This is a genomic window from Tsuneonella sp. HG222 (genome assembly GCF_053819185.1).
Genome location: NZ_JBSOQZ010000002.1, coordinates 222,136 through 240,216 on the forward strand (window position 1 = coordinate 222,136; position 18,081 = coordinate 240,216).

The window sequence follows — 18,081 nt, forward strand, 5'->3', positions numbered from 1 at the left end:
CATGTTTGTGCGGCCCCTCGCTTTGCGCCAGCAAGCCGCGATCCGGGCGAGGCCCGGAGAAAAAATTTTGAGATGGTCGGAACCCCCCGCCCGTCTCGTTGTTGAAGGTTTGACCGGGAAAAGGTTAATCAGGCAATGCCTGTATACCAATCGCGCGGTAAACCGCCTGCGAGACGCGCCGAGTCGTTGAATGGAGGCTTCAGCCGCCCTCCGAAATGATTTTCTACGAGATTTTGCCAAAATTCCCGTGGCGGTTCGTCGCGCTTGAGGCTCGTCTCGCGGAAATGCTTGGCCCCGATCGCTACATGGCGAATCTCGTCGTCAAGGATTCGCTGCAGGATTAGCGCCCCCGAAATGTCGCCCCCGGTCCGCACCCGCTCCATCATCTGCGGGGTCACGTCGAGTCCGCGGGCTTCCAGCACCAGCGGCACCACTGCCAGACGCGCGGCCAGGTCGTGCCGGGTGTCGAATGCCGCCTGCCAAAGCCCGTCGTGCGCCGGCAGGGCGCCATAATGCGACCCCAGCGAGCGCAGCTTCCGCTCGATCAGCGCGAAATGCATCGCCTCGTCGGCCGCGACCGACAGGAAATCGCCGACGAAAGCCGGCCCACCTTCGGCGCCGAAACGACCCGCCATGTCGAGCGCGAGGTCGATCGCCACGAACTCGATGTGCGCTAGCGAATGCCACAGCGCCACGCGGTTGCGTTCCGATCCGCCCTTGCCGCGCTTGGGCATTTCGGCCGGCGGGCGCAGCTCCAGCGCGGCGGGCCAGACGGGCCGGTCGGGCAGCAGAGCGACAAAATCGAACGCCAGCCGCCCGCGCCGCCAGTCGCGCGCCGTGGCCCTGGCTGCCTTGACCTTGGCCAGCGGCTCGCCGGCCAGCAGGGCGCCGCGGATCGCGGCCCCAACGCCCGGCATCATAGCGCCCGGGCCGCCTCCAGCACCTCCTGCGCGTGGCCTTTGACCTTCACCTTGCGCCAGATCCGCGCGATCCGGCCCTCGGCGTCGACGAGATAGGTCGTGCGGACCATGCCCATGTAGGTGCGGCCGTAATTCTGCTTCTCGGCCCAGACGCCCAGCGCGTCGGACAAGCCGCCTTCCGCCGCGTCGGAAGCCAGCGGGGCGACCAGACCGTGCTTCTGCGCGAACTTGAGATGCTTGGCCGGCGGGTCCTTGCTCACCCCCAGCAGCGCGGTCCCGGCCTTCTCGAATTCGCCGGCCAGCGCCGAAAAATCCAGGTTCTCGGTCGTGCAGCCCGGGGTGTCGTCCTTGGGATAGAAGAACAGCACAAGCTTGCGGCCGCGGAAGTCCGCCGGGCGCACCGTGCCGCCGTCGGCGGTCTCCAGTGCGATATCGGGCAGGGTGTCGCCCACGTCGGGAAGTTCGCTCATTCCGGTGTCTCCAGGGGTTCGCCGAAGGTGTCGGTCCAGGTTTCGGCCACGCAATGGCGCGCCTCGCGCACGGCTTGCAAGAGCGCCGGCATGTCCGGGACCCGGCAGGCGGCGGCAAGCACATCGCCCGCGGCGCCGGGCGGTACATCGCCATCGGGCGCTAATAGGCGGGCAGCGACGAGCAGGCGGCTAAGCAGATCATATCGCGCGCGGAAGTCGCCGGGCAGCAGTCCCTCGCCCATCAGCGCCTCGATCGCCGGCCCCAGGTCGGGGGAGAAGGCCTTGCGTTCGCGCAGTTGCAGGTAGTGGACGATGAACTCGCAATCGACGAGCCCGCCGCGCTGCAGCTTGGCATCCAGCGGTCCGGTGGGCCGCTTGTGCGCGGCCATTTCGGCCCGCATCTTGAGGACGTCGGCGCGCAGGACCGCCGGGTCGCGCGGTTGCATCAATTGTGCGTCGATAATCGCCTGCAGCTCTGCCCGGGCGCCCGGCGATCCGAACACCGGGCGGGCCCGCGTCAGCGCCATGTGCTCCCAAGTCCAGGCGTCTTCGCGCTGGTACTTGGCGAAGCTTTCGAAGCTGACGGCGAGCGGGCCCTGCCCCCCTTGCGGGCGCAGGCGCGTGTCCACGTCATAGAGCGCGCCCGCGGCGGTCGGTACGCTGAGCGCGGCGGTCACCCGCTGGCACAGGCGGTTGTAATAGAGCGAGGCGGTGAGCGGGCGAGCGCCGTCCGACTCCTCGCCGAACGCGCCGTTGAACAAGTAGATCACGTCGAGATCCGATGCGGAAGTCAGCGCACCGCCGCCGAACCGCCCGAGCCCGAGGACGACAAGCTCGCTCCCCGCAATCCGGCCGTGGACCCGGGCGAACTCGTCCGCCGCCGCCGCGGCGCCGACCTCGAAGGCCGCCTCGGCCAGTCGCGAAAGGCCGGCCGCGACGTCAATCGGATCGTGCCGCGCCTCGACCAGCTGGACGCCGAGCGCGAACCGCTGTTCGGCGACTACGCGGCGGATCGCGTCGAGCTGCCTTTCGTAGTCGGCGCCGCCTCCTCCTCCCGGGCCGCTCCCACCTTCGGCGCGCATCTGGGCGGCGATGTCCTGGACCGATCCCGGCAGGTCGAGCGCGCTGGCGTCGATCAATGCGTCGAGCAGGCCCGGCTGGCGGCCGAGTTCGTCGGCCAGCGGGCGGGCCAGCGTCACCACGCGCAGGACCTGGTCAAGCAGGCCGGGGCGCGCCTCGAACAGGCGGAACAGGTTGATCGCGGTCGGCACCTGCTCGATCACACTTTCCAGACGCAGCGTCGCCCGCTCGGGCTCGGGCGCGGCGGCCAGTGCCTCGGCCAGGACGGGGCGCAGGGCGGCGAAGGCGGCGCGGGCTTCTGCGCTGCGCAGAGTCCGCATCGTGTCGCGCCAGCGGTCGAAGCGGTCTTCGATCGCCGCCGTTCCTTCCAGCGGGGCGGCAGGCGGACGGGCGCGGTCCTGGTAGGTCCCCAACAGCGCGTCGTAGCGGGCGGCGACCTCGGCGGTGATGTCACGCAGGCCCGCGAGCAGTTCTTCGCCGCTCCCCAGCCCGTCGAGCAGGGCGACGTTCTCGATTCCCGCCGCGTCGCCGGGGAGCGCGTGGGTCTGCCGGTCGCCGACCATCTGCAGCCGGTGCTCGACCGTGCGCAGCCGGTCGTATGCCTGCCCCAGCAATTGCGCGTCGTCCGGATTGACGATCCCCTCGGCGGCCAGCGCGTCGAGCGAAGCGCGCACGCCGCGCAGCCGCAGCGCGGGCCGCCTGCCGCCGTGGATGAGCTGGTGGGTCTGCGCGAAGAACTCGATCTCGCGGATGCCGCCGCGCCCCTGCTTGACGTTGTAGCCCGGCCCCGGCTCGGCCGGTCCGCAATGGGTTTCCCGAATGCGCGCCGTCAGGCGGCGGATTTCCTCGATCGCGGTGAAGTCGAGGCTGCGCCGCCAGACGAACGGGGCGATCTGCTGCAGGAACTGCTCGCCTGCCGCGACGTCGCCTGCGCAGGCGCGCGCACGGATGAAGGCGGCGCGCTCCCACGCCAGCGCGGAACTCTCGTAATGGCTCAGCGCGCCGGCGAAGGGGATCGCCAGCGGGCTGACTTCCGAGGCCGGACGCAGCCGCAGGTCGACTCTGAAGACGTAGCCGTCGGCCGTCTGCGCGGTCAGCAGTTCGACGATAGTGCGGGCATAGCGCTGTGCCGCGTCGCCCGGATCGTCGCGCTCGCGGCGGGGAAGGGTGGCCGGATCATAGAGCAGGATGGGGTCGATGTCGGAACTGAAGTTGAGCTCGCCCGTGCCGTGCTTGCCCAGCGCCAGCGCGGTAAAGCCGGCGGGCTGCGCCTCGGGCACGCGGCGGCGGATGGCCTCGCTAATGGCGGCATCGAGCGCCCGGTCGGCGAAAGCGGACAGTTCGTGCGTGACCCGCAGCAGCGGGAACGCGCCGGCCAGATCGGCGATGGCCAGCGTGACCGCCAGCGCCAGCCGTTGCCGGCGCAGCGAGACATCGACCTGCTCGGCGGGCGTTTCGGACAGTTCGAGCGCTTGATCGACACGTCCCCGGGCAAGCAGGGCGGCAATGTCGGGCCGCCTGTCGAGCGCCTGGGCGAGGAACGGAGCATGGTTACGCGCCCGTTCAAGAGCGCCGGCCCAGTCCGCTTGCGTCTCGCCTGCCATCGGGCAACCCCTGCATGGCCGCGCGGCGCGGGGCAAGGTCTTGTGGCTTGCTGGCGCTTTTGCCAAGGGCGGGCGATGGCCAGTACCTTCCCCCGAACCCTCCCCATGCCCGCCGAATTCGCGCCCCAGGACTGGCTGTGGATCGCCTTCCCGCACCGCGCCGACCTGTGGGAGGAGTTCACCGTCCCCGCCCAGGAACAGATCGCTGCCTATGCGAACGCGGTCGCCGAGACGGGTCAGGAAGTACGGCTGGTGGTGCACGACGCCGCCAACGAGGCCCGGGCGAAGGCGTTGGTCTCCGCGCAGGTCAGGCTCGAGCGGCACCCCTATGGCGACATCTGGGTGCGCGACACCGGGCCCATCGTGCTGTTCGACGAGACCGGCCGCCGCTTTGCCCGCCGTTTCCGCTTCAACGGCTGGGGCGGCAAGTACGACGACATGGAAGGCGACCAGGAGGTTGGCGAATCGCTCGCCCGCGCGGCCGGGCTCGATCTTGCAGCATCCGACTGGGTGCTGGAGGGCGGTGCGATCGACAGCGACGGGACGGGCCTCGTGGTCACGACCGAGCAGTGTCTGCTCAATCCCAACCGCAATCCCGACTTTTCGCGGGCGGACATCGAGGCGCGGCTCAGGGCCGACCTGGGTTTCGATCGCATCCTGTGGCTCGGCCAGGGTCTCGCCGGGGATCATACCGACGGGCACGTCGACAACTTGGCGCGGTTCGTGGCGCCCAACACGCTGGCGATCCCGCTACCGACGGGGCACGGCGATCCCAATGCCGCCGTTTATGAAGATGCCCGCAATCGCGCGCGTGATTTCGGCGTTGCGGTGGTCGACGTTCCTTCGCCCGGCCTGGTCGAGGCGGCGGACGACGTCGAGCCGGCCAGCTACATGAATTTCGCCATCTGCAACGATGTGGTGGTGGTGCCGACTTACGGCACCCAGCACGATGCCGACGGAGTCGCGGCGATCGCCGCGCTCTTTTCCGGCCGGGCGACCGTGGGCCTTCCGGCCGACGCGGTCCTGTCGGGCGGCGGAAGCTTCCATTGCGCCAGCCAGCACGCGCCCGCCGCGCCGCGTTAACGACTTGTTAGGGATTACGGCGGAGAGTCGGCAAATGGCCCGCGCCGCTCACCTCAGCCGCCGTATCGCCGACCGCTCGGCCGACTTCGCGCGCGCGCTGATCGTATCGGGCTGCGGCCTCGCGCTGGTCCTCGCCGGCCGCGCCCTGCCGTTCTAGGCGGCCGCCAGCTTCCAGACCGCGCCCAGCGCCGATCCGCCGAGCACCGTGGCCGCGATCGTCCGCCAGGCCGTGGCTTCGACGCTGCCGAACGCGTGGCTGCCGGCGGCATTGCCCAGCCAGACAGCGGGATAGAGCGCCAGCGCCAGCGCGAATTCGCGCCAGGTGGCCAATTGCAGGATCAGCGCGATCCCCACCGCCGCACCTTGTGTGACCAGGAACACCACCATCATCGAAGCGCGCGCCGCCGAGGGCTGGACGCTTCGCCGCAGGTAGTACGGAATCACCGGGGGCCCCGGCATCGCGGCGAACCCGGTCAGCAGCCCCGAGGCGGCGCCGGTGGCGAGCGTTGCCGCCCTGCCGGGCACGCCCTCGGCCTTCGGAGGAACGAGGACGGCGGCGAAGGCGCCGATGGCGATCGCGGCGATCAGCAGGCGCGCGATGCCCGGCGAAATCGCTGCCAGGGCAAACACGCCGAACGGAATCGCCACCAGCGCCGCGCCCGAGATGACCAGCGCCGACTTCTCTGCCGCCGCGGCCGTCGCACGCAATCCCGCCAGGCCGACGAACAGCCCCAGCCAGTTGCCGGTAACCACCGCCTCGCCCGGAGCGAGGACCAGCGCCAGCACGGGGACGAGCAGCAGCGCCAGCCCGAATCCTGCAAGCCCGCGCACGAACCCCGCAACCAGCGCCGCCACGAGGGCCAGCGCCAGCTGCCACGGTTCGAGCCCGAGCAGCAACTAGGTCAGGTCCGGCGGGGTGGCCGCACCCTTGAGCAGGGCGATCGCATCGTCCAGCGACATGACCTTCTGGTGCTCGGCACCCAGGGTGCGCAGAGCGACGGTGCCCTCCTCGGCCTCGCGCTTGCCGACGACCAGCAGGTGGGGAACCTTGGCAAGGCTGTGCTCGCGCACCTTGTAGTTGATCTTCTCGTTGCGCAGGTCGGTCTCGACGCGGATCCCCGCGGCCTTGAGTTTGGTCGAGACCTCGTCGGCATATCCGTCGGCATCGGAGACGATCGTCGCCACCACAGCCTGGACCGGCGCGAGCCAGACCGGCAGGCGGCCGGCGTTGTGTTCGATCAGGATGCCGATGAAGCGCTCATACGAACCAAAGATCGCCCGGTGGAGCATCACCGGGCGGTGCTTCTCGCCGTCTTCGCCGACATAGCTCGCGTCGAGCCGTTCGGGCAGCACGCGGTCCGACTGGATCGTGCCGACCTGCCAGGTGCGGCCGATCGCGTCGGTCAGGTGCCATTCGAGCTTGGGTGCGTAGAACGCGCCCTCGCCGGGCAGTTCCTCCCAACCGTACTCGTCGGTCGCCATGCCGGCATCGACCACCGCCTGGCGCAGTTCGGCCTCGGCCTTGTCCCAGTCGGAGTCGGAACCGTAGCGCTGGGCGGGCCGCAGCGCGAGCTTGACCGCGTAGGTGAAGCCGAAGTCCTTGTAGATCCCGTCGGCCAGTTCGCAGAACTTGCGCACTTCGGCCACGATCTGGTCCTCGCGGCAGAAGATGTGCGCGTCGTCCTGCGTGAACTGGCGCACGCGCATCAGGCCGTGCAGCGCGCCGTGCGGCTCGTTGCGGTGGCAGCAGCCGTTCTCGTAGATACGCAAGGGAAGGTCGCGGTACGACTTGATGCCCTGGCGGAAGATCAGCACGTGCGCCGGGCAGTTCATCGGCTTCAGCGCCATCCACTGCGCGTCGTCGGACACCAGCGGCCCCTCGTCCTCGGTATTGGGCACCTCGTCGGGGATCACGAACATGTTCTCGCGATATTTGCCCCAGTGGCCCGACTGCTGCCACTGGCGCGCGTCCATGACCTGCGGGGTCTTGACCTCACGATAGCCGCCGGCGTCGATCTTGCGGCGCATGTAGGCTTCGAGCTCGCGCCAGATCAGATAGCCCTTGGGATGCCAGAAGACGCTGCCGTGCGCCTCTTCCTGCAGGTGGAACAGGTCCATTTCGCGGCCGAGCTTGCGGTGGTCGCGCTTGGCCGCCTCCTCCAGCCGGTGCAGGTGGGCATCAAGCTGCTTCTTGTTGAGCCAGCCGGTGCCGTAGATTCGCGTGAGCTGCGCATTGTTCTGGTCGCCGCGCCAATAGGCACCTGCCACGCGCATCAGCTTGAAGGCCTGCGGATCGAGCTTGCCCGTGCTCGGCAGGTGCGGCCCGCGGCACATGTCGAGCCACGATCCCGCGCCGTTCGGCGTGCCGGACCAGTAGACCGTCAGCTCCTCGCCCTCGGGCAGACCGGCGGCCCATTCGGCCTTGAACGTCTCGCCTTCGGCCTGCCAGCGTTCGATCAGCTGCTGACGGCTCCAGACCTCACGCACCAGGGGTTTGTCGGCGCGGATGATCTCGCGCATCTTCTCCTCGATCGCCGGAAGGTCGTCGACCGAGAAGGGATCGCGCGAGGCGGGGGCCATCACGTCGTAGTAGAAGCCGTCGTCCGTAGCCGGCCCGAAAGTGATCTGCGTGCCCGGCCACAGGGCCTGGACCGCTTCGGCCAGGATGTGGGCATAGTCGTGCCTCGCCAGTTCGAGCGCATCGGCTTCATCGCGGCTGGTCACGAGAGCGAGCTCGGCATCACCGTCGAACGGACGCGCGAGATCGCGCAGCTCCCCGTCGACCCGGGCGGCCAGAGCCGCCTTTGCGAGGCCAGGCCCGATCGCCGCGGCGACATCCGCCGGTGTCGATCCGGAAGGCATTTCGCGCACCGATCCGTCGGGCAGGCTGATCCGGAACATCTCACTCATCTCAATGCTTCTCGTATTCTGGGCGCGCCGCCCATGGCACAAGCAGCGTCGGACAGGAAGGGCGCGGCTTGCCGGAACCTTGCAGCCGGGTCTCGCGGCGCAAGCGAAAGCGCCCCGCGGGCCTTCACACTCGCAGAAAAAGCACCGATTTCATGTGTCGCGGGAACCATTTCGCACCTGCGTCATTGCGGGATTGGCCACCGGCAGGGACATAATCGGTCCCTCCAAGCGGCTCTAGGAGTTAACTTTTGTCCAGACGGCTGTTGCTCAATTGCAATGCTGGCGACGTCGAATGAAAAAGTTGCGTTGCAGGTGCGAAGAACATTTGCCTCGAATCGGTGTGGAACCGCTCTGCCCCCTTGGCGAGGCTCTTGGGGTCGGAGCCGTAGGGGATGATCTGCCCGTTGTGATCGAGGTTGCCGGCCATGAACATGCCCGGGGTGACCACTCGCGTGCCGACGGGCCGCGCCGCGCCGGGCACGCGGCTGGGGATTTCGAGCGGCCCGAAAGCGCGGCTGAAGGTCTTGTGCTGCTCGTCGGTGATGCGCGCATCGCGAATCGCCAGGACGCCGAAACGCGCCATCGCGCTCTCTACCGTGTCCACCAGTTCGGACGAGGGCGGCACGGTCAGATCGGCGCCCACGAGTTCGGCGGCGAACAGCGGGTGAAGCGGCCGGACTTCCATCACCGAATGCCCGGCTGACCGCGCATGGCGCGCGGCTCGGTTACCGATCCCTGATCCTGCGCGACCGGCCCGGGCATGGGGCGTCAGTCGGCGACCAGCGAGCCGATGAACTCCCGGCCGTCGGTATGCGTGACGTTGAAGACCAGCAGCATCTCTTCGCGGTTCGGGCCGGCCAGGGCGCCGGAGAACGCACCCTTGAAGCCGTAGGTCGTGTCGTCGATCGTGCCGTTGAAGCTGTCGCCTGCTGCCAGCGTGGCCGTGAGCGGAAGGACCGCCCGGACCGTGGCAACGCCGCCCACCGTCTCGACGATCTGAAGCGTGCCGGCGATTTTCTTGTCGCTGGCCGTCACCTTGAAGGTGGCCGGCGTCGCGCTGAAAATGCCGTCGGGGCTGACCTTCGGGGTCCCCCCGGTCACCTGCGCGGTGCCCGTGTAGAACAGATCCGCCGCGATCGCCGCGGTGGTCGTGACCTGGTTGAAGAACAGGGTGACGCGGTTGCTCCGCAGCAGTCCCGCCACTCCGTCGCGCGTGAAGCTGTCGACCCGTTCGTAGGATGCGCGGAGAATATGGGCGAACGGCAGCTCGAGCGCGATCGCATTGGTGCCCTTGCGGTACGTGCGCAGCATGGGCGTCGCGCTCGTCCGGTCGGCGGCGGCGAAATCGACCAGCACCGCCGTGTCGGGCCATTTGAACGACACGCTTTCGGGCGAAACGGCATAGGCGATGGAGCTGGCGCCGTTCTGGCGCGAACCGTCGTTCCACGTTTCCGCCCCGCCGGTGGGCGTGAAGAAGGCGTACGAATACGAGGTGTTCGACACCACGGAGGTGAACGCCGATGCGAAGCCGAAGGCGGTTGGCGTAGGGGTCGCCGTGGGCGTCGGCGACGGGGTGGGGGAAGCGGTCGGCGTCGGGGTCGGCGAAGGCGAGGAATCGTCCCCGCCACCGAAACACGCTGCGAGCAAGGTGCAGCTCGCCGCCACGCCCAGCATGAGACCGATCTTACGACCCACGAACCAAACTCCCATCAAGACTGGCGCCCATGCGGGCACGAAGGAAGCGTCCGCCTACCCGCCAATGCGAAAGTCCCGCAAGTCATTTGAGCCGGGTCGCCGATAAACGCGGGCGAGCGGCCGACGGGGCGGCCGCCCTTCAGCCGCGAATCAGCGGGGCAGTTCCGACTGGCCCATCAACGCCATGTCGACCGCGCGGGCGGCCTGGCGACCTTCGCGGATCGCCCAGACGACCAGGCTCTGCCCGCGCCGCATGTCGCCGCAGGCGTAAACACCCTCCTCGCTCGTCAGGTAGCTGTCGGTGTCGGCCCGGATGTTGCCGCGATCGGTCAGCGCCACGCCCGACTGGTCGAGCATCCCGGTCCTGCGCGGGCCGACGAAGCCCATCGCCAGCAGGATCAGGTCGGCGGGGATGACGAATTCGCTCCCCGGCACTTCCTCCAGCTTGCCCTGCGACCAGTCGGCGCGGACGCACTTGAGGCCGGTGACCTTGCCGTCCTCGCCGATCACTTCCTTGGTCAGCACCGCCCAGTCGCGCTCCACGCCCTCTTCGTGGCTGCTCGAGGTGCGCAGCTTCATCGGCCAGTCGGGCCAGGTCAGCGCCTTGTCCTCCATCTCGGGCGGCTTGGGCATGATCTCGATCTGGACCACGCTCTCGGCCCCCTGCCGGTTGCTGGTGCCCACGCAGTCGCTGCCGGTGTCGCCGCCGCCGATGACGATCACCTTCTTGCCGGTGGCGGTGAGCGAACCGCGGGGCGCGGCACGCACTTCGTCGTCGCCCGCGTTGCGCTTGTTCTGCTGGGTGAGGAATTCCATCGCGAGCCGCACGCCGGGCAGCTCCGCGCCCGGGATGTCGAGCGGGCGCGCGTCCTCGGCCCCGCCGGCCAGCACGATCGCGTCGAAGTTCTCCTTCAGCGACTTGAGCGAGACGTCGACGCCGACCTCGGTGCTCGTCTTGAACATCACCCCTTCGGCTTCCATCTGCACGGCGCGCCGGTTGATGAGGTGCTTTTCCATCTTGAAGTCGGGGATGCCGTAGCGCAGCAGTCCGCCGATCCGGTCGGCCTTCTCGAACACCGTCACCGAATGGCCGGCGCGGGCGAGCTGCTGGGCGCAGGCCAGGCCCGCCGGGCCGCTGCCGACCACCGCCACGCGCTTGCCGGTCTTCTCCTGCGGGACCTGCGGCTTGATCCAGCCTTCCTTCCAGCCGCGATCGACGATCGCGCACTCGATCGACTTGATGGTCACCGGCTGGTCGATGATGTTGAGCGTGCAACTCGCCTCGCACGGGGCGGGGCAGACCCGGCCGGTGAACTCGGGGAAATTGTTGGTCGAGTGCAGGTTCTCGAGCGCGTTGAGCCAGTCGTTCTCGTAGACCAGGTGGTTCCAGTCCGGGATGAGGTTGTTCACCGGACAGCCGTTGTGACAGTACGGTATCCCGCAGTTCATGCACCGCGAAGCCTGCTTCTTGAGCGCCTCGTTGTCATGCGGAACGACGAATTCGCGGTAGTGCTTCACCCGCTCGGCGGGGTCGGCATAGGTGCGATCCTGCCGGTCGAGTTCGAGAAAGCCGGTTTCCTTGCCCATCGTCCCCGCTCCTACTCGGCCGCGACCGAGGCGGCTTCTTCGCGCTCGGCTTCGAGTTGCTTGAGGGCCAGGGCGTAATCCTTGGGCATGACTTTCACGAACCTTGTCAACGTGTTGTCCCAGTCGTCGAGCAGCATGGCGGCGCGCTTGCTGCCGGTGTGGAGCTTGTGGCGCTCGATCAGGATGCGCAAGCGCTCGGCATCGTGGCGCAGCATGTCGCCCATGCCCATGTCCTCGACCCCGCGGCCGCGCTGCTGCGGGCGGTTTTCGCTGTCGAAGTGGTCGGATTCGTCATCGCTTTCGGCGCTGATTTTCATCAGCTCGACCTGTGCCAGGTTGCACAGCTGCTCGAACGTGCCATCGGCGTCATAGACGTAGGCGACCCCGCCGCTCATCCCGGCGGCAAAGTTGCGCCCGGTCTTGCCGAGCACGGCAACGACGCCGCCGGTCATGTATTCGCAGCCGTGATCGCCGGTCCCCTCGACCACCGCGACGGCGCCCGAATTGCGCACCGCGAACCGCTCGCCCGCCACGCCGTTGAAGAACGCCTCGCCCGCGACCGCGCCGTAAAGCACTGTGTTGCCTACGATAATGTTCTCGCTCGCCTCGCGGTCGACCCCGGCCGGCTGGCGCACCACGATGCGTCCGCCCGACAGGCCCTTGCCGACGTAATCGTTGGCATCGCCGGTGAGGTCGAGCGTCACCCCGTGCGCCAGCCAGGCGCCGAAGCTCTGTCCGGCCACGCCGGTGAAATTGATCCGCAGGGTGTCGGGCCTGAGCCCGGCGTGGCCGTACTTCTTGGCGATCTCGCCCGAGAGCATCGCGCCCACGGTCCGGTTGACGTTGCGGATCTCGCGGTCGAGCACCATCGGCTCGCCGCGTTCGAGCGCCGGGCCGGATGCGGCGATGAGGTCGTTATCGAGCGCTGCGGCAAGGCCGTGGTCCTGGTGCTCTGTCTGGAACAGCTCGCGCCCGGCGGGCGGCTTGACCTGGTGCAGCAGGCGCGTGAGATCCACGCCCTTGGCCTTCCACTGGCTGACGAGCTGGCGCGTGTCGATCCGGTCGACCCGGCCGATCATCTCCTGCACCGTGCGGAAGCCCATCTGCGCCATGATCTGGCGCAGTTCCTCGGCCACGAAGAAGAAGTAGTTGATGACGTGTTCGGGCTGGCCGGTGAAGCGCGCGCGCAGGACCGGGTTCTGCGTGGCGACGCCGACCGGGCAGGTGTTGAGATGGCACTTGCGCATCATGATGCACCCGGCCGCGATCAGCGGCGCGGTGGCGAAGCCGAACTCGTCTGCACCCAGCAGCGCGCCGATCGCGACGTCGCGCCCGGTGCGGATGCCGCCGTCGACCTGCACCGCGATCCGCGCGCGCAGGTCGTTCAGCAGCAGCGTCTGCTGAGTTTCGGCCAGGCCGATTTCCCACGGGCTGCCCGCATGGGTCAGCGAGGTCAGGGGTGATGCGCCGGTGCCGCCCTCGTAGCCGGAGATCGTGACATGGTCGGCCCGCGCCTTGGACACGCCGGCGGCGACCGTGCCGACGCCCACTTCGGACACCAGCTTGACCGAAATGCGAGCGACCGGGTTCACGTTCTTCAGATCGTGGATCAGCTGCGCGAGATCCTCGATCGAGTAGATGTCGTGGTGCGGCGGGGGGCTGATCAGGCCGACGCCGGGGGTCGAGTGGCGCACCTTGCCGATCGTCTTGTCGACCTTGTGGCCGGGCAGTTGCCCTCCCTCGCCGGGCTTGGCGCCCTGGGCCATCTTGATCTGGATGTCGTCCGAATTGACCAGGTACTCGGTCGTCACGCCGAAGCGGCCGCTGGCGACCTGCTTGATCTTCGAGCGCATCGAATCGCCGTTGTCCATCGGCTTGAAGCGGTCGGACTCCTCGCCACCCTCGCCGGTGTTCGAGCGCCCGCCGATGCGGTTCATCGCGATGGCCAGCGTGGTGTGCGCCTCGCGGCTGATCGAACCGAAGCTCATGGCCCCGGTGCTGAAGCGCTTGACGATCTCCTCGGCCGGCTCGACCTCGGAGATATCGATCGGCTTGTCGGCCGGCTTCAGGTCCATCAGCCCGCGGATCGTCAGCAGGTGTTCGCTCTGCTCGTTGATCGCCTTGGCGAAGGTCTCATAGTCGGCCCACTTGTTGCCGCGCACCGCGTGCTGCAGGCTGGCGACGCTGGTCGGGGTCCAGGCATGGTCCTCCCCGCGCAGCCGGTACTGGTAGATGCCGCCGACATCGAGCATGTGGGCAAGGATCGGATTGTCGCCGTACGCCGCGGCGTGGCGGCGCACGGTCTCCTCGGCCACTTCGCGCAGGCTCACGCCCTCGATCGTCGTCGCGGTGCGGGTGAAATACCTTTCGACAAACTCGCTCGACAGGCCGACCGCGTCGAAGATCTGCGCCCCGCAATACGATTGGTAGGTGGAGATGCCCATCTTGGACATCACCTTCATGATCCCCTTGCCGACGGCCTTGATGTAGTTCTTCTCGGCCGTGCGAGCGTCGATCTCGGGGAACTTCTCGCTCCGCAGGCACTCGATCGTTTCGAACGCGAGGTAGGGGTTGATCGCCTCGGCGCCGTAGCCTGCAAGCACGCAGAAGTGGTGCACTTCTCGTGCCTCGCCCGTCTCGACGACGAGGCCGGTCTGCATCCGCAGGCCCTGGCGCACGAGGTGATGGTGGACCGCGGCGGTCGCCAGCAGCGCGGGCATCGGCACGCGGTCCGCGCCCTGCGCGCGGTCGGACAGGATCAGGATGTTCCGGTCCTGCAGCACGGCCTCGGTCGCCGCCCAGCACATTTCCTTGAGCGCCATTTCGAGGCCGTCGGCCCCGCTCTTGGCGTCCCACGTCATGTCGATCGTCTCGGTGCGGAACGCGCCGTCCAGGCTCGCCTCGACCGACCGGATCTTCTCCATGTCGGTGTTGGTCAGGATCGGCTGGTCGACCTCGAGCCGCTTGTGCGTGCCGGCCTCGTGACCCAGCAGGTTCGGGCGCGGCCCGATCATGCTCAGCAGGCTCATCACCAGTTCTTCGCGGATCGGGTCGATCGGCGGGTTGGTGACCTGCGCGAAGTTCTGCTTGAAGTAGTCGTACAGCAGCCGGCTGCGGTCCGACAGGACGGCCAGCGGCGTGTCGGTCCCCATCGAGCCGATCGGATCGTCGCCATTGAGCGCCATCGGCTCGAGAAACTTGGCCAGGTCTTCCTGGGTGTATCCGAACGCCTGCTGCCGATCGAGCAGCGAGACGTCGTGCTCGCGCACGGCCTCGCGGTCGGTCTCGATCGCCTCGAGGTCCTCGAGCTTGTACTGCGCCTGCTCCAGCCACCGGGCATAGGGCTCGGCATTGGCGAGGTCGGCCTTGAGCTCCTCGTCCTCGATGATCCGGCCCTGCTCGAAGTCGATCAGCAGCATGCGGCCGGGCTGGAGGCGCCACTTGCGCACGATGTCTGCCTCTCGGAACGGCAGCACGCCGCTCTCGGAGGCCATCACGCACAGGTCGTCGCGGGTGACGCAGAAGCGCGCGGGCCTGAGGCCGTTGCGGTCCAGCGTGGCGCCGATCTGGCGCCCGTCGGTGAAGGCGACCGCGGCCGGCCCGTCCCACGGCTCCATCAGCGCGGCATGGTATTCGTAGAACGCGCGCCGCGCCGGATCCATCAGCGGGTTCTTGGCCCACGCTTCGGGGATCAGCATCATCATCGCATGGGCAAGGCTGTATCCGCCCAGGAGCAGGAGCTCGAGCGCGTTGTCGAGACAGGCGGTGTCCGACTGGCCGTGCGGGATGATCGGCCACAGCTTGTCGAGATCGGGCCCGAGCAGTTCCGATTCCATCGTCCGCCGGCGGGCGTTCATCCAGTTCACGTTGCCGCGCACCGTGTTGATCTCGCCGTTGTGCGCGATCAGGCGATAAGGGTGCGCGAGCCGCCAGCTGGGGAAGGTGTTGGTGGAAAAGCGCTGGTGGACCAGGCCGATCGCCGAAACGCAGTCGGGATCGCGCAGATCGTCGTAGAAGCTGCCGACCTGGTTCGCCAGCAACAGCCCCTTGTACACGACCGTGCGGCTCGAGAAGCTCGGCATGTAGAGCTGCTCGATCGCCGGCATCCGGTGCTTTTCGGCCAGCGCCTTGAGCGGATTCTGCGTCTGCTTGCGGATGACGATCAGCTTGCGTTCGAACGCGTCCTGGTCGGCGCAGTTTTCGCCCCGGCCGATGAAGCACTGGCGGATCATCGGCATCGATTCGAGGACCGCCTTGCCCAGTCCGTCGAGCGTGACCGGCACGTCGCGCCAGCCGATCAGGTGCTGGCCTTCCTTGGCGATGAACTTCTCGAACTGGCCGGTGATGAAATCGCGCGCCGCTTCTTCCTGCGGCATGAAGCACATCGCCACGGCGTATTCGCCCGGCGGGGGGAGCGTGAGGCCGGCACCTTGGGCCCACCTGCGATAGAGCGGATCGGGGATCTGCACGAGAATGCCGGCCCCGTCGCCCAGCAGCGGATCCGCGCCGACGGCGCCGCGATGGTCGAGATTGGCGAGGATCTCCAGCGCCTGGCCGACGATGGCGTGCGACTTGCTGCCCTTGATGTGGGCGACGAAGCCCACGCCGCAGGCATCATGCTCGTTGCGCGAATCGTACAGGCCTTGCGGCGGCGGGTAATCCATCAACTCAACGTCCTCGTGCTCGTCGTCTCGACTTTCCCTGGCCACGGCCGCAGCCGTAACGAAAGTCGCCCCTTTCTAGCTGAGGGCATCCGGAAATGTCGCGAAATTCTGCCTTGGGGAAACGAAGGTTCTTTTGCAAGCGCGAAGCCCCGCCGCGCCATGGGCGCGACGGGGACGGCAATTCAGGGGTAATCTGGTGTGGAAGAGCGCTGGCCGTTCAGGCCGCGCCGCTCATCCGTTGCAGCGTGGCGAGCGCGGCGCGCAGTTCACGCTCGGCGTCGCCGGGATCGGCGGGAGCCGCGTGCGCGGAGCTCACCGACGGGGGCGGATCGAACGCACGGACAGGGGCCGGCTCGGGCTGCCTGGCGGCGGGGAAGGTCACCGTGGTCTCGAAGCCGTCCTCGTCCTCGAATTCCGGATCTTCGATGCGGACGAACTCGGGCTTCTTCTGGAACGGGTTCTTCATCGCGAGCAGCGAACTGTAGTCGGAATCATCCGCCTCGGCTTCGTCGCCGTAGGCTGCCGCTACCTCGGCCTCGTAATCCTCTTCCCCCTCGCCATAGGCGAAGTCGTCGTCGGGCAGGGCGGGCTGGCCGGGCATCTCGAAGGAGGCCGAGTAGGCTTCGTCCTCGTCTTCTTCTTCGTCATCACCGAACGAAATGCCCTTCAGCGCGATCGGCTTGCGCGCCAGCAGAGGTTCGTCGACGGCGTAGGCGTCCGCCTCCGGCAGGTCGGGCTGGAAGGGCTGCGGGAACGCGGCCTGTGCGATCTCGGGCTGGGCAGGAGCGAAGAAGCTGGCGCGGGCGGCGGCAGCGTCTTCCGCCGCGGCAGCGTCGAAATCCTCGGGGCTCGCAGCGAATACCTGCACCCGGGCGGTATCGTGGCTCGCCGCTTCGCGCTGGGCGCGGCGCCGCTCGAGCGAGGCCCCGAGACGTGCTGCAAGCTGGACCAGGCCGAGATCGTCGAGCGGGCGGCCGTCGGCGACGGCGGCAGCCATCGCGGCGGCGAGCGGCTCGGGCGCCACCACCGCGAGGCGCGGAGGGACGGGCGCGGCGGGGGACTCAGGGCGGTCGGACTGCGCGGCCAGGGCCGGGTCGGCCGGCGCGCTCGGCGAACCAAACGGGCGCGCGGAGGCTTCGGTCGCCGGAGACCCGAAGGTTCCGGACGGGATATAAGGGTCTACGGGCTCGTCCTCGTCCATATCGAACGAGTCGGACATGAAATTGGGCACGCCCTGCTGCCGGCGCAGGGAGGGCGCCGCGAAGGGCAGGGCGTCGCCGGCGATGGCCTCGCCCAGCTCATTTTCGCCCAGTTCGTCCTCGTCCGGTTCGTCCAGGCCAGCCTCGTTGGCGAAAGCGCCGAGCGGGGCGAATTCCTGCCGTTCGGAGCGGTCCGTCCGCTCGGGGCCGGTGGTGGGGGTGCGGTCGGGAGAGTGGAAGTCGGAGCCGTTGGTCATGATCTCGTCCTGATCGGATTGCGGGTCGTCGTCTTCGGCATAGTCGCCCAGCTCGAGCGCCTCTTCGGGCAGGTCGAGCGGGATGCGCGCGTCGGACGCTTCGCCGGGCAGCGGCGCGTGCTGGAGGAATTCGCTGCGCCTGCCGTCTTCCGCGATGGCGAGGGCGCGGCGTTTCTGGCCGAAGACCGGACCCATAGCGTCGCCGAGTCCTTCCTCGCCCAATTCGTCGTGCGCCGAAATCGGCCGGAATTCGCGCGAATCCGCATCGACGAAGCGGGCCTTGGGCTTGGGCGCGTGGTTCTGCGCGACCTGGCGTGCGACAACGAGGCCGAGCACCGCCCCGCTTGCCGAGGCGGCGAGCGCCAGCACCGCGCGGGCGGTAAATCCGAGCGGCGGCGCGGCTTGCGGGACCAGCGAGGAAAGGCCGGTCACGGTAACCAGTCGTTCGAGCAGGATCGTCGGCAGAATCAGGCTGCCCAGCCCCAGCAGGGCGGCAAACCATAGCGCCACGATCGCCGGAAAAAGCGGATGCGTGCTGATCGGCGCCTTGTTGGCAGCCTTCGCCGGAAGTCCTTGATCGGCAATGGAGATCGCCACGAATAAATCCCTGTC

Annotated in this window: 12 protein-coding genes; 2 read left to right on the plus strand and 10 right to left on the minus strand. The window is 68.3% G+C overall.

The features are described 5' to 3' along the window. Positions 1-128 precede the first annotated feature (128 nt). Genes ACWPMZ_RS12665 through ACWPMZ_RS12675 form a run of 3 tightly spaced genes read right to left on the minus strand, consistent with a single transcriptional unit; the run spans position 129 to position 4,074 of the window. Positions 129-917 (minus strand): ferritin-like domain-containing protein, encoded by a 789-nt coding sequence (locus ACWPMZ_RS12665; RefSeq protein ID WP_455705148.1) that lies wholly within the window; start codon positions 915-917, stop codon positions 129-131. Next, the gene (locus tag ACWPMZ_RS12670; RefSeq protein ID WP_455704424.1) at positions 917-1,390 is read right to left on the minus strand and encodes a peroxiredoxin; all 474 of its coding nucleotides are present in this window, start codon (positions 1,388-1,390) and stop codon (positions 917-919) included. The genes ACWPMZ_RS12665 and ACWPMZ_RS12670 overlap by 1 nt, the downstream gene beginning before the upstream one ends. Continuing rightward, on the minus strand, positions 1,387-4,074 hold the full coding sequence (locus tag ACWPMZ_RS12675) for a [protein-PII] uridylyltransferase family protein (protein ID WP_455704425.1): 2,688 nt from the start codon (positions 4,072-4,074) through the stop codon (positions 1,387-1,389). The genes ACWPMZ_RS12670 and ACWPMZ_RS12675 overlap by 4 nt, the downstream gene beginning before the upstream one ends. A 75-nt stretch (positions 4,075-4,149) precedes the next feature. Here ACWPMZ_RS12675 and ACWPMZ_RS12680 point away from each other — a divergent pair, with 75 nt between their 5' ends. After that, on the plus strand, positions 4,150-5,157 hold the full coding sequence (locus ACWPMZ_RS12680; protein ID WP_455704426.1) for an agmatine deiminase family protein: 1,008 nt from the start codon (positions 4,150-4,152) through the stop codon (positions 5,155-5,157). Between the two features lie 34 nt (positions 5,158-5,191). After that, complete coding sequence (locus ACWPMZ_RS12685; RefSeq protein ID WP_455704427.1) at positions 5,192-5,314, plus strand: hypothetical protein; 123 nt, start codon at positions 5,192-5,194, stop codon at positions 5,312-5,314. Here ACWPMZ_RS12685 and ACWPMZ_RS12690 read toward each other — a convergent pair. The 7 genes from ACWPMZ_RS12690 to ACWPMZ_RS12720 all read right to left on the minus strand — a co-directional run bounded on the left by ACWPMZ_RS12690 (position 5,311) and on the right by ACWPMZ_RS12720 (position 18,066). Further along, the gene (locus tag ACWPMZ_RS12690) at positions 5,311-6,054 is read right to left on the minus strand and encodes a TSUP family transporter (protein ID WP_455704428.1); all 744 of its coding nucleotides are present in this window, start codon (positions 6,052-6,054) and stop codon (positions 5,311-5,313) included. The two genes, ACWPMZ_RS12685 and ACWPMZ_RS12690, sit on opposite strands and share 4 nt — an antisense overlap. Continuing rightward, positions 6,055-8,067 carry a threonine--tRNA ligase gene (thrS, locus tag ACWPMZ_RS12695; protein WP_455704429.1) on the minus strand — a complete coding sequence of 671 codons (2,013 nt, stop codon included), beginning with the start codon at positions 8,065-8,067 and terminating at the stop codon, positions 6,055-6,057. It abuts the gene before it with no gap. Positions 8,068-8,308: 241 nt separating this feature from the next. Further along, on the minus strand, positions 8,309-8,752 hold the full coding sequence (locus ACWPMZ_RS12700; protein WP_455704430.1) for a TauD/TfdA dioxygenase family protein: 444 nt from the start codon (positions 8,750-8,752) through the stop codon (positions 8,309-8,311). A gap of 83 nt (positions 8,753-8,835) precedes the next feature. After that, the gene (locus ACWPMZ_RS12705; RefSeq protein WP_455704431.1) at positions 8,836-9,762 is read right to left on the minus strand and encodes a hypothetical protein; all 927 of its coding nucleotides are present in this window, start codon (positions 9,760-9,762) and stop codon (positions 8,836-8,838) included. Positions 9,763-9,912: 150 nt separating this feature from the next. Then, complete coding sequence (locus ACWPMZ_RS12710) at positions 9,913-11,349, minus strand: glutamate synthase subunit beta (protein WP_455704432.1); 1,437 nt, start codon at positions 11,347-11,349, stop codon at positions 9,913-9,915. 11 nt (positions 11,350-11,360) lie between these two features. After that, positions 11,361-16,013: a glutamate synthase large subunit gene (gene gltB / locus ACWPMZ_RS12715; protein WP_455705149.1), complete on the minus strand. Its 4,653-nt coding sequence runs from the start codon at positions 16,011-16,013 to the stop codon at positions 11,361-11,363. Between the two features lie 217 nt (positions 16,014-16,230). Further along, on the minus strand, positions 16,231-18,066 hold the full coding sequence (locus ACWPMZ_RS12720; protein WP_455704433.1) for a hypothetical protein: 1,836 nt from the start codon (positions 18,064-18,066) through the stop codon (positions 16,231-16,233). Positions 18,067-18,081 lie beyond the last annotated feature (15 nt).

Bases quoted from the DNA above. Each gene is read 5' to 3' on its own strand.
- ACWPMZ_RS12700 (WP_455704430.1), bottom strand. From the start codon at position 8,752: ATGGAAGTCCGGCCGCTTCACCCGCTGTTCGCCGCCGAACTCGTGGGC.
- ACWPMZ_RS12665 (WP_455705148.1), bottom strand. From the start codon at position 917: ATGCCGGGCGTTGGGGCCGCGATCCGCGGCGCCCTGCTGGCCGGCGAG.
- ACWPMZ_RS12675 (WP_455704425.1), bottom strand. From the start codon at position 4,074: ATGGCAGGCGAGACGCAAGCGGACTGGGCCGGCGCTCTTGAACGGGCG.
- thrS (WP_455704429.1), bottom strand. From the start codon at position 8,067: ATGAGTGAGATGTTCCGGATCAGCCTGCCCGACGGATCGGTGCGCGAA.
- ACWPMZ_RS12710 (WP_455704432.1), bottom strand. From the start codon at position 11,349: ATGGGCAAGGAAACCGGCTTTCTCGAACTCGACCGGCAGGATCGCACC.
- ACWPMZ_RS12670 (WP_455704424.1), bottom strand. From the start codon at position 1,390: ATGAGCGAACTTCCCGACGTGGGCGACACCCTGCCCGATATCGCACTG.
- ACWPMZ_RS12685 (WP_455704427.1), top strand. From the start codon at position 5,192: ATGGCCCGCGCCGCTCACCTCAGCCGCCGTATCGCCGACCGCTCGGCC.
- gltB (WP_455705149.1), bottom strand. From the start codon at position 16,013: ATGGATTACCCGCCGCCGCAAGGCCTGTACGATTCGCGCAACGAGCAT.
- ACWPMZ_RS12680 (WP_455704426.1), top strand. From the start codon at position 4,150: ATGGCCAGTACCTTCCCCCGAACCCTCCCCATGCCCGCCGAATTCGCG.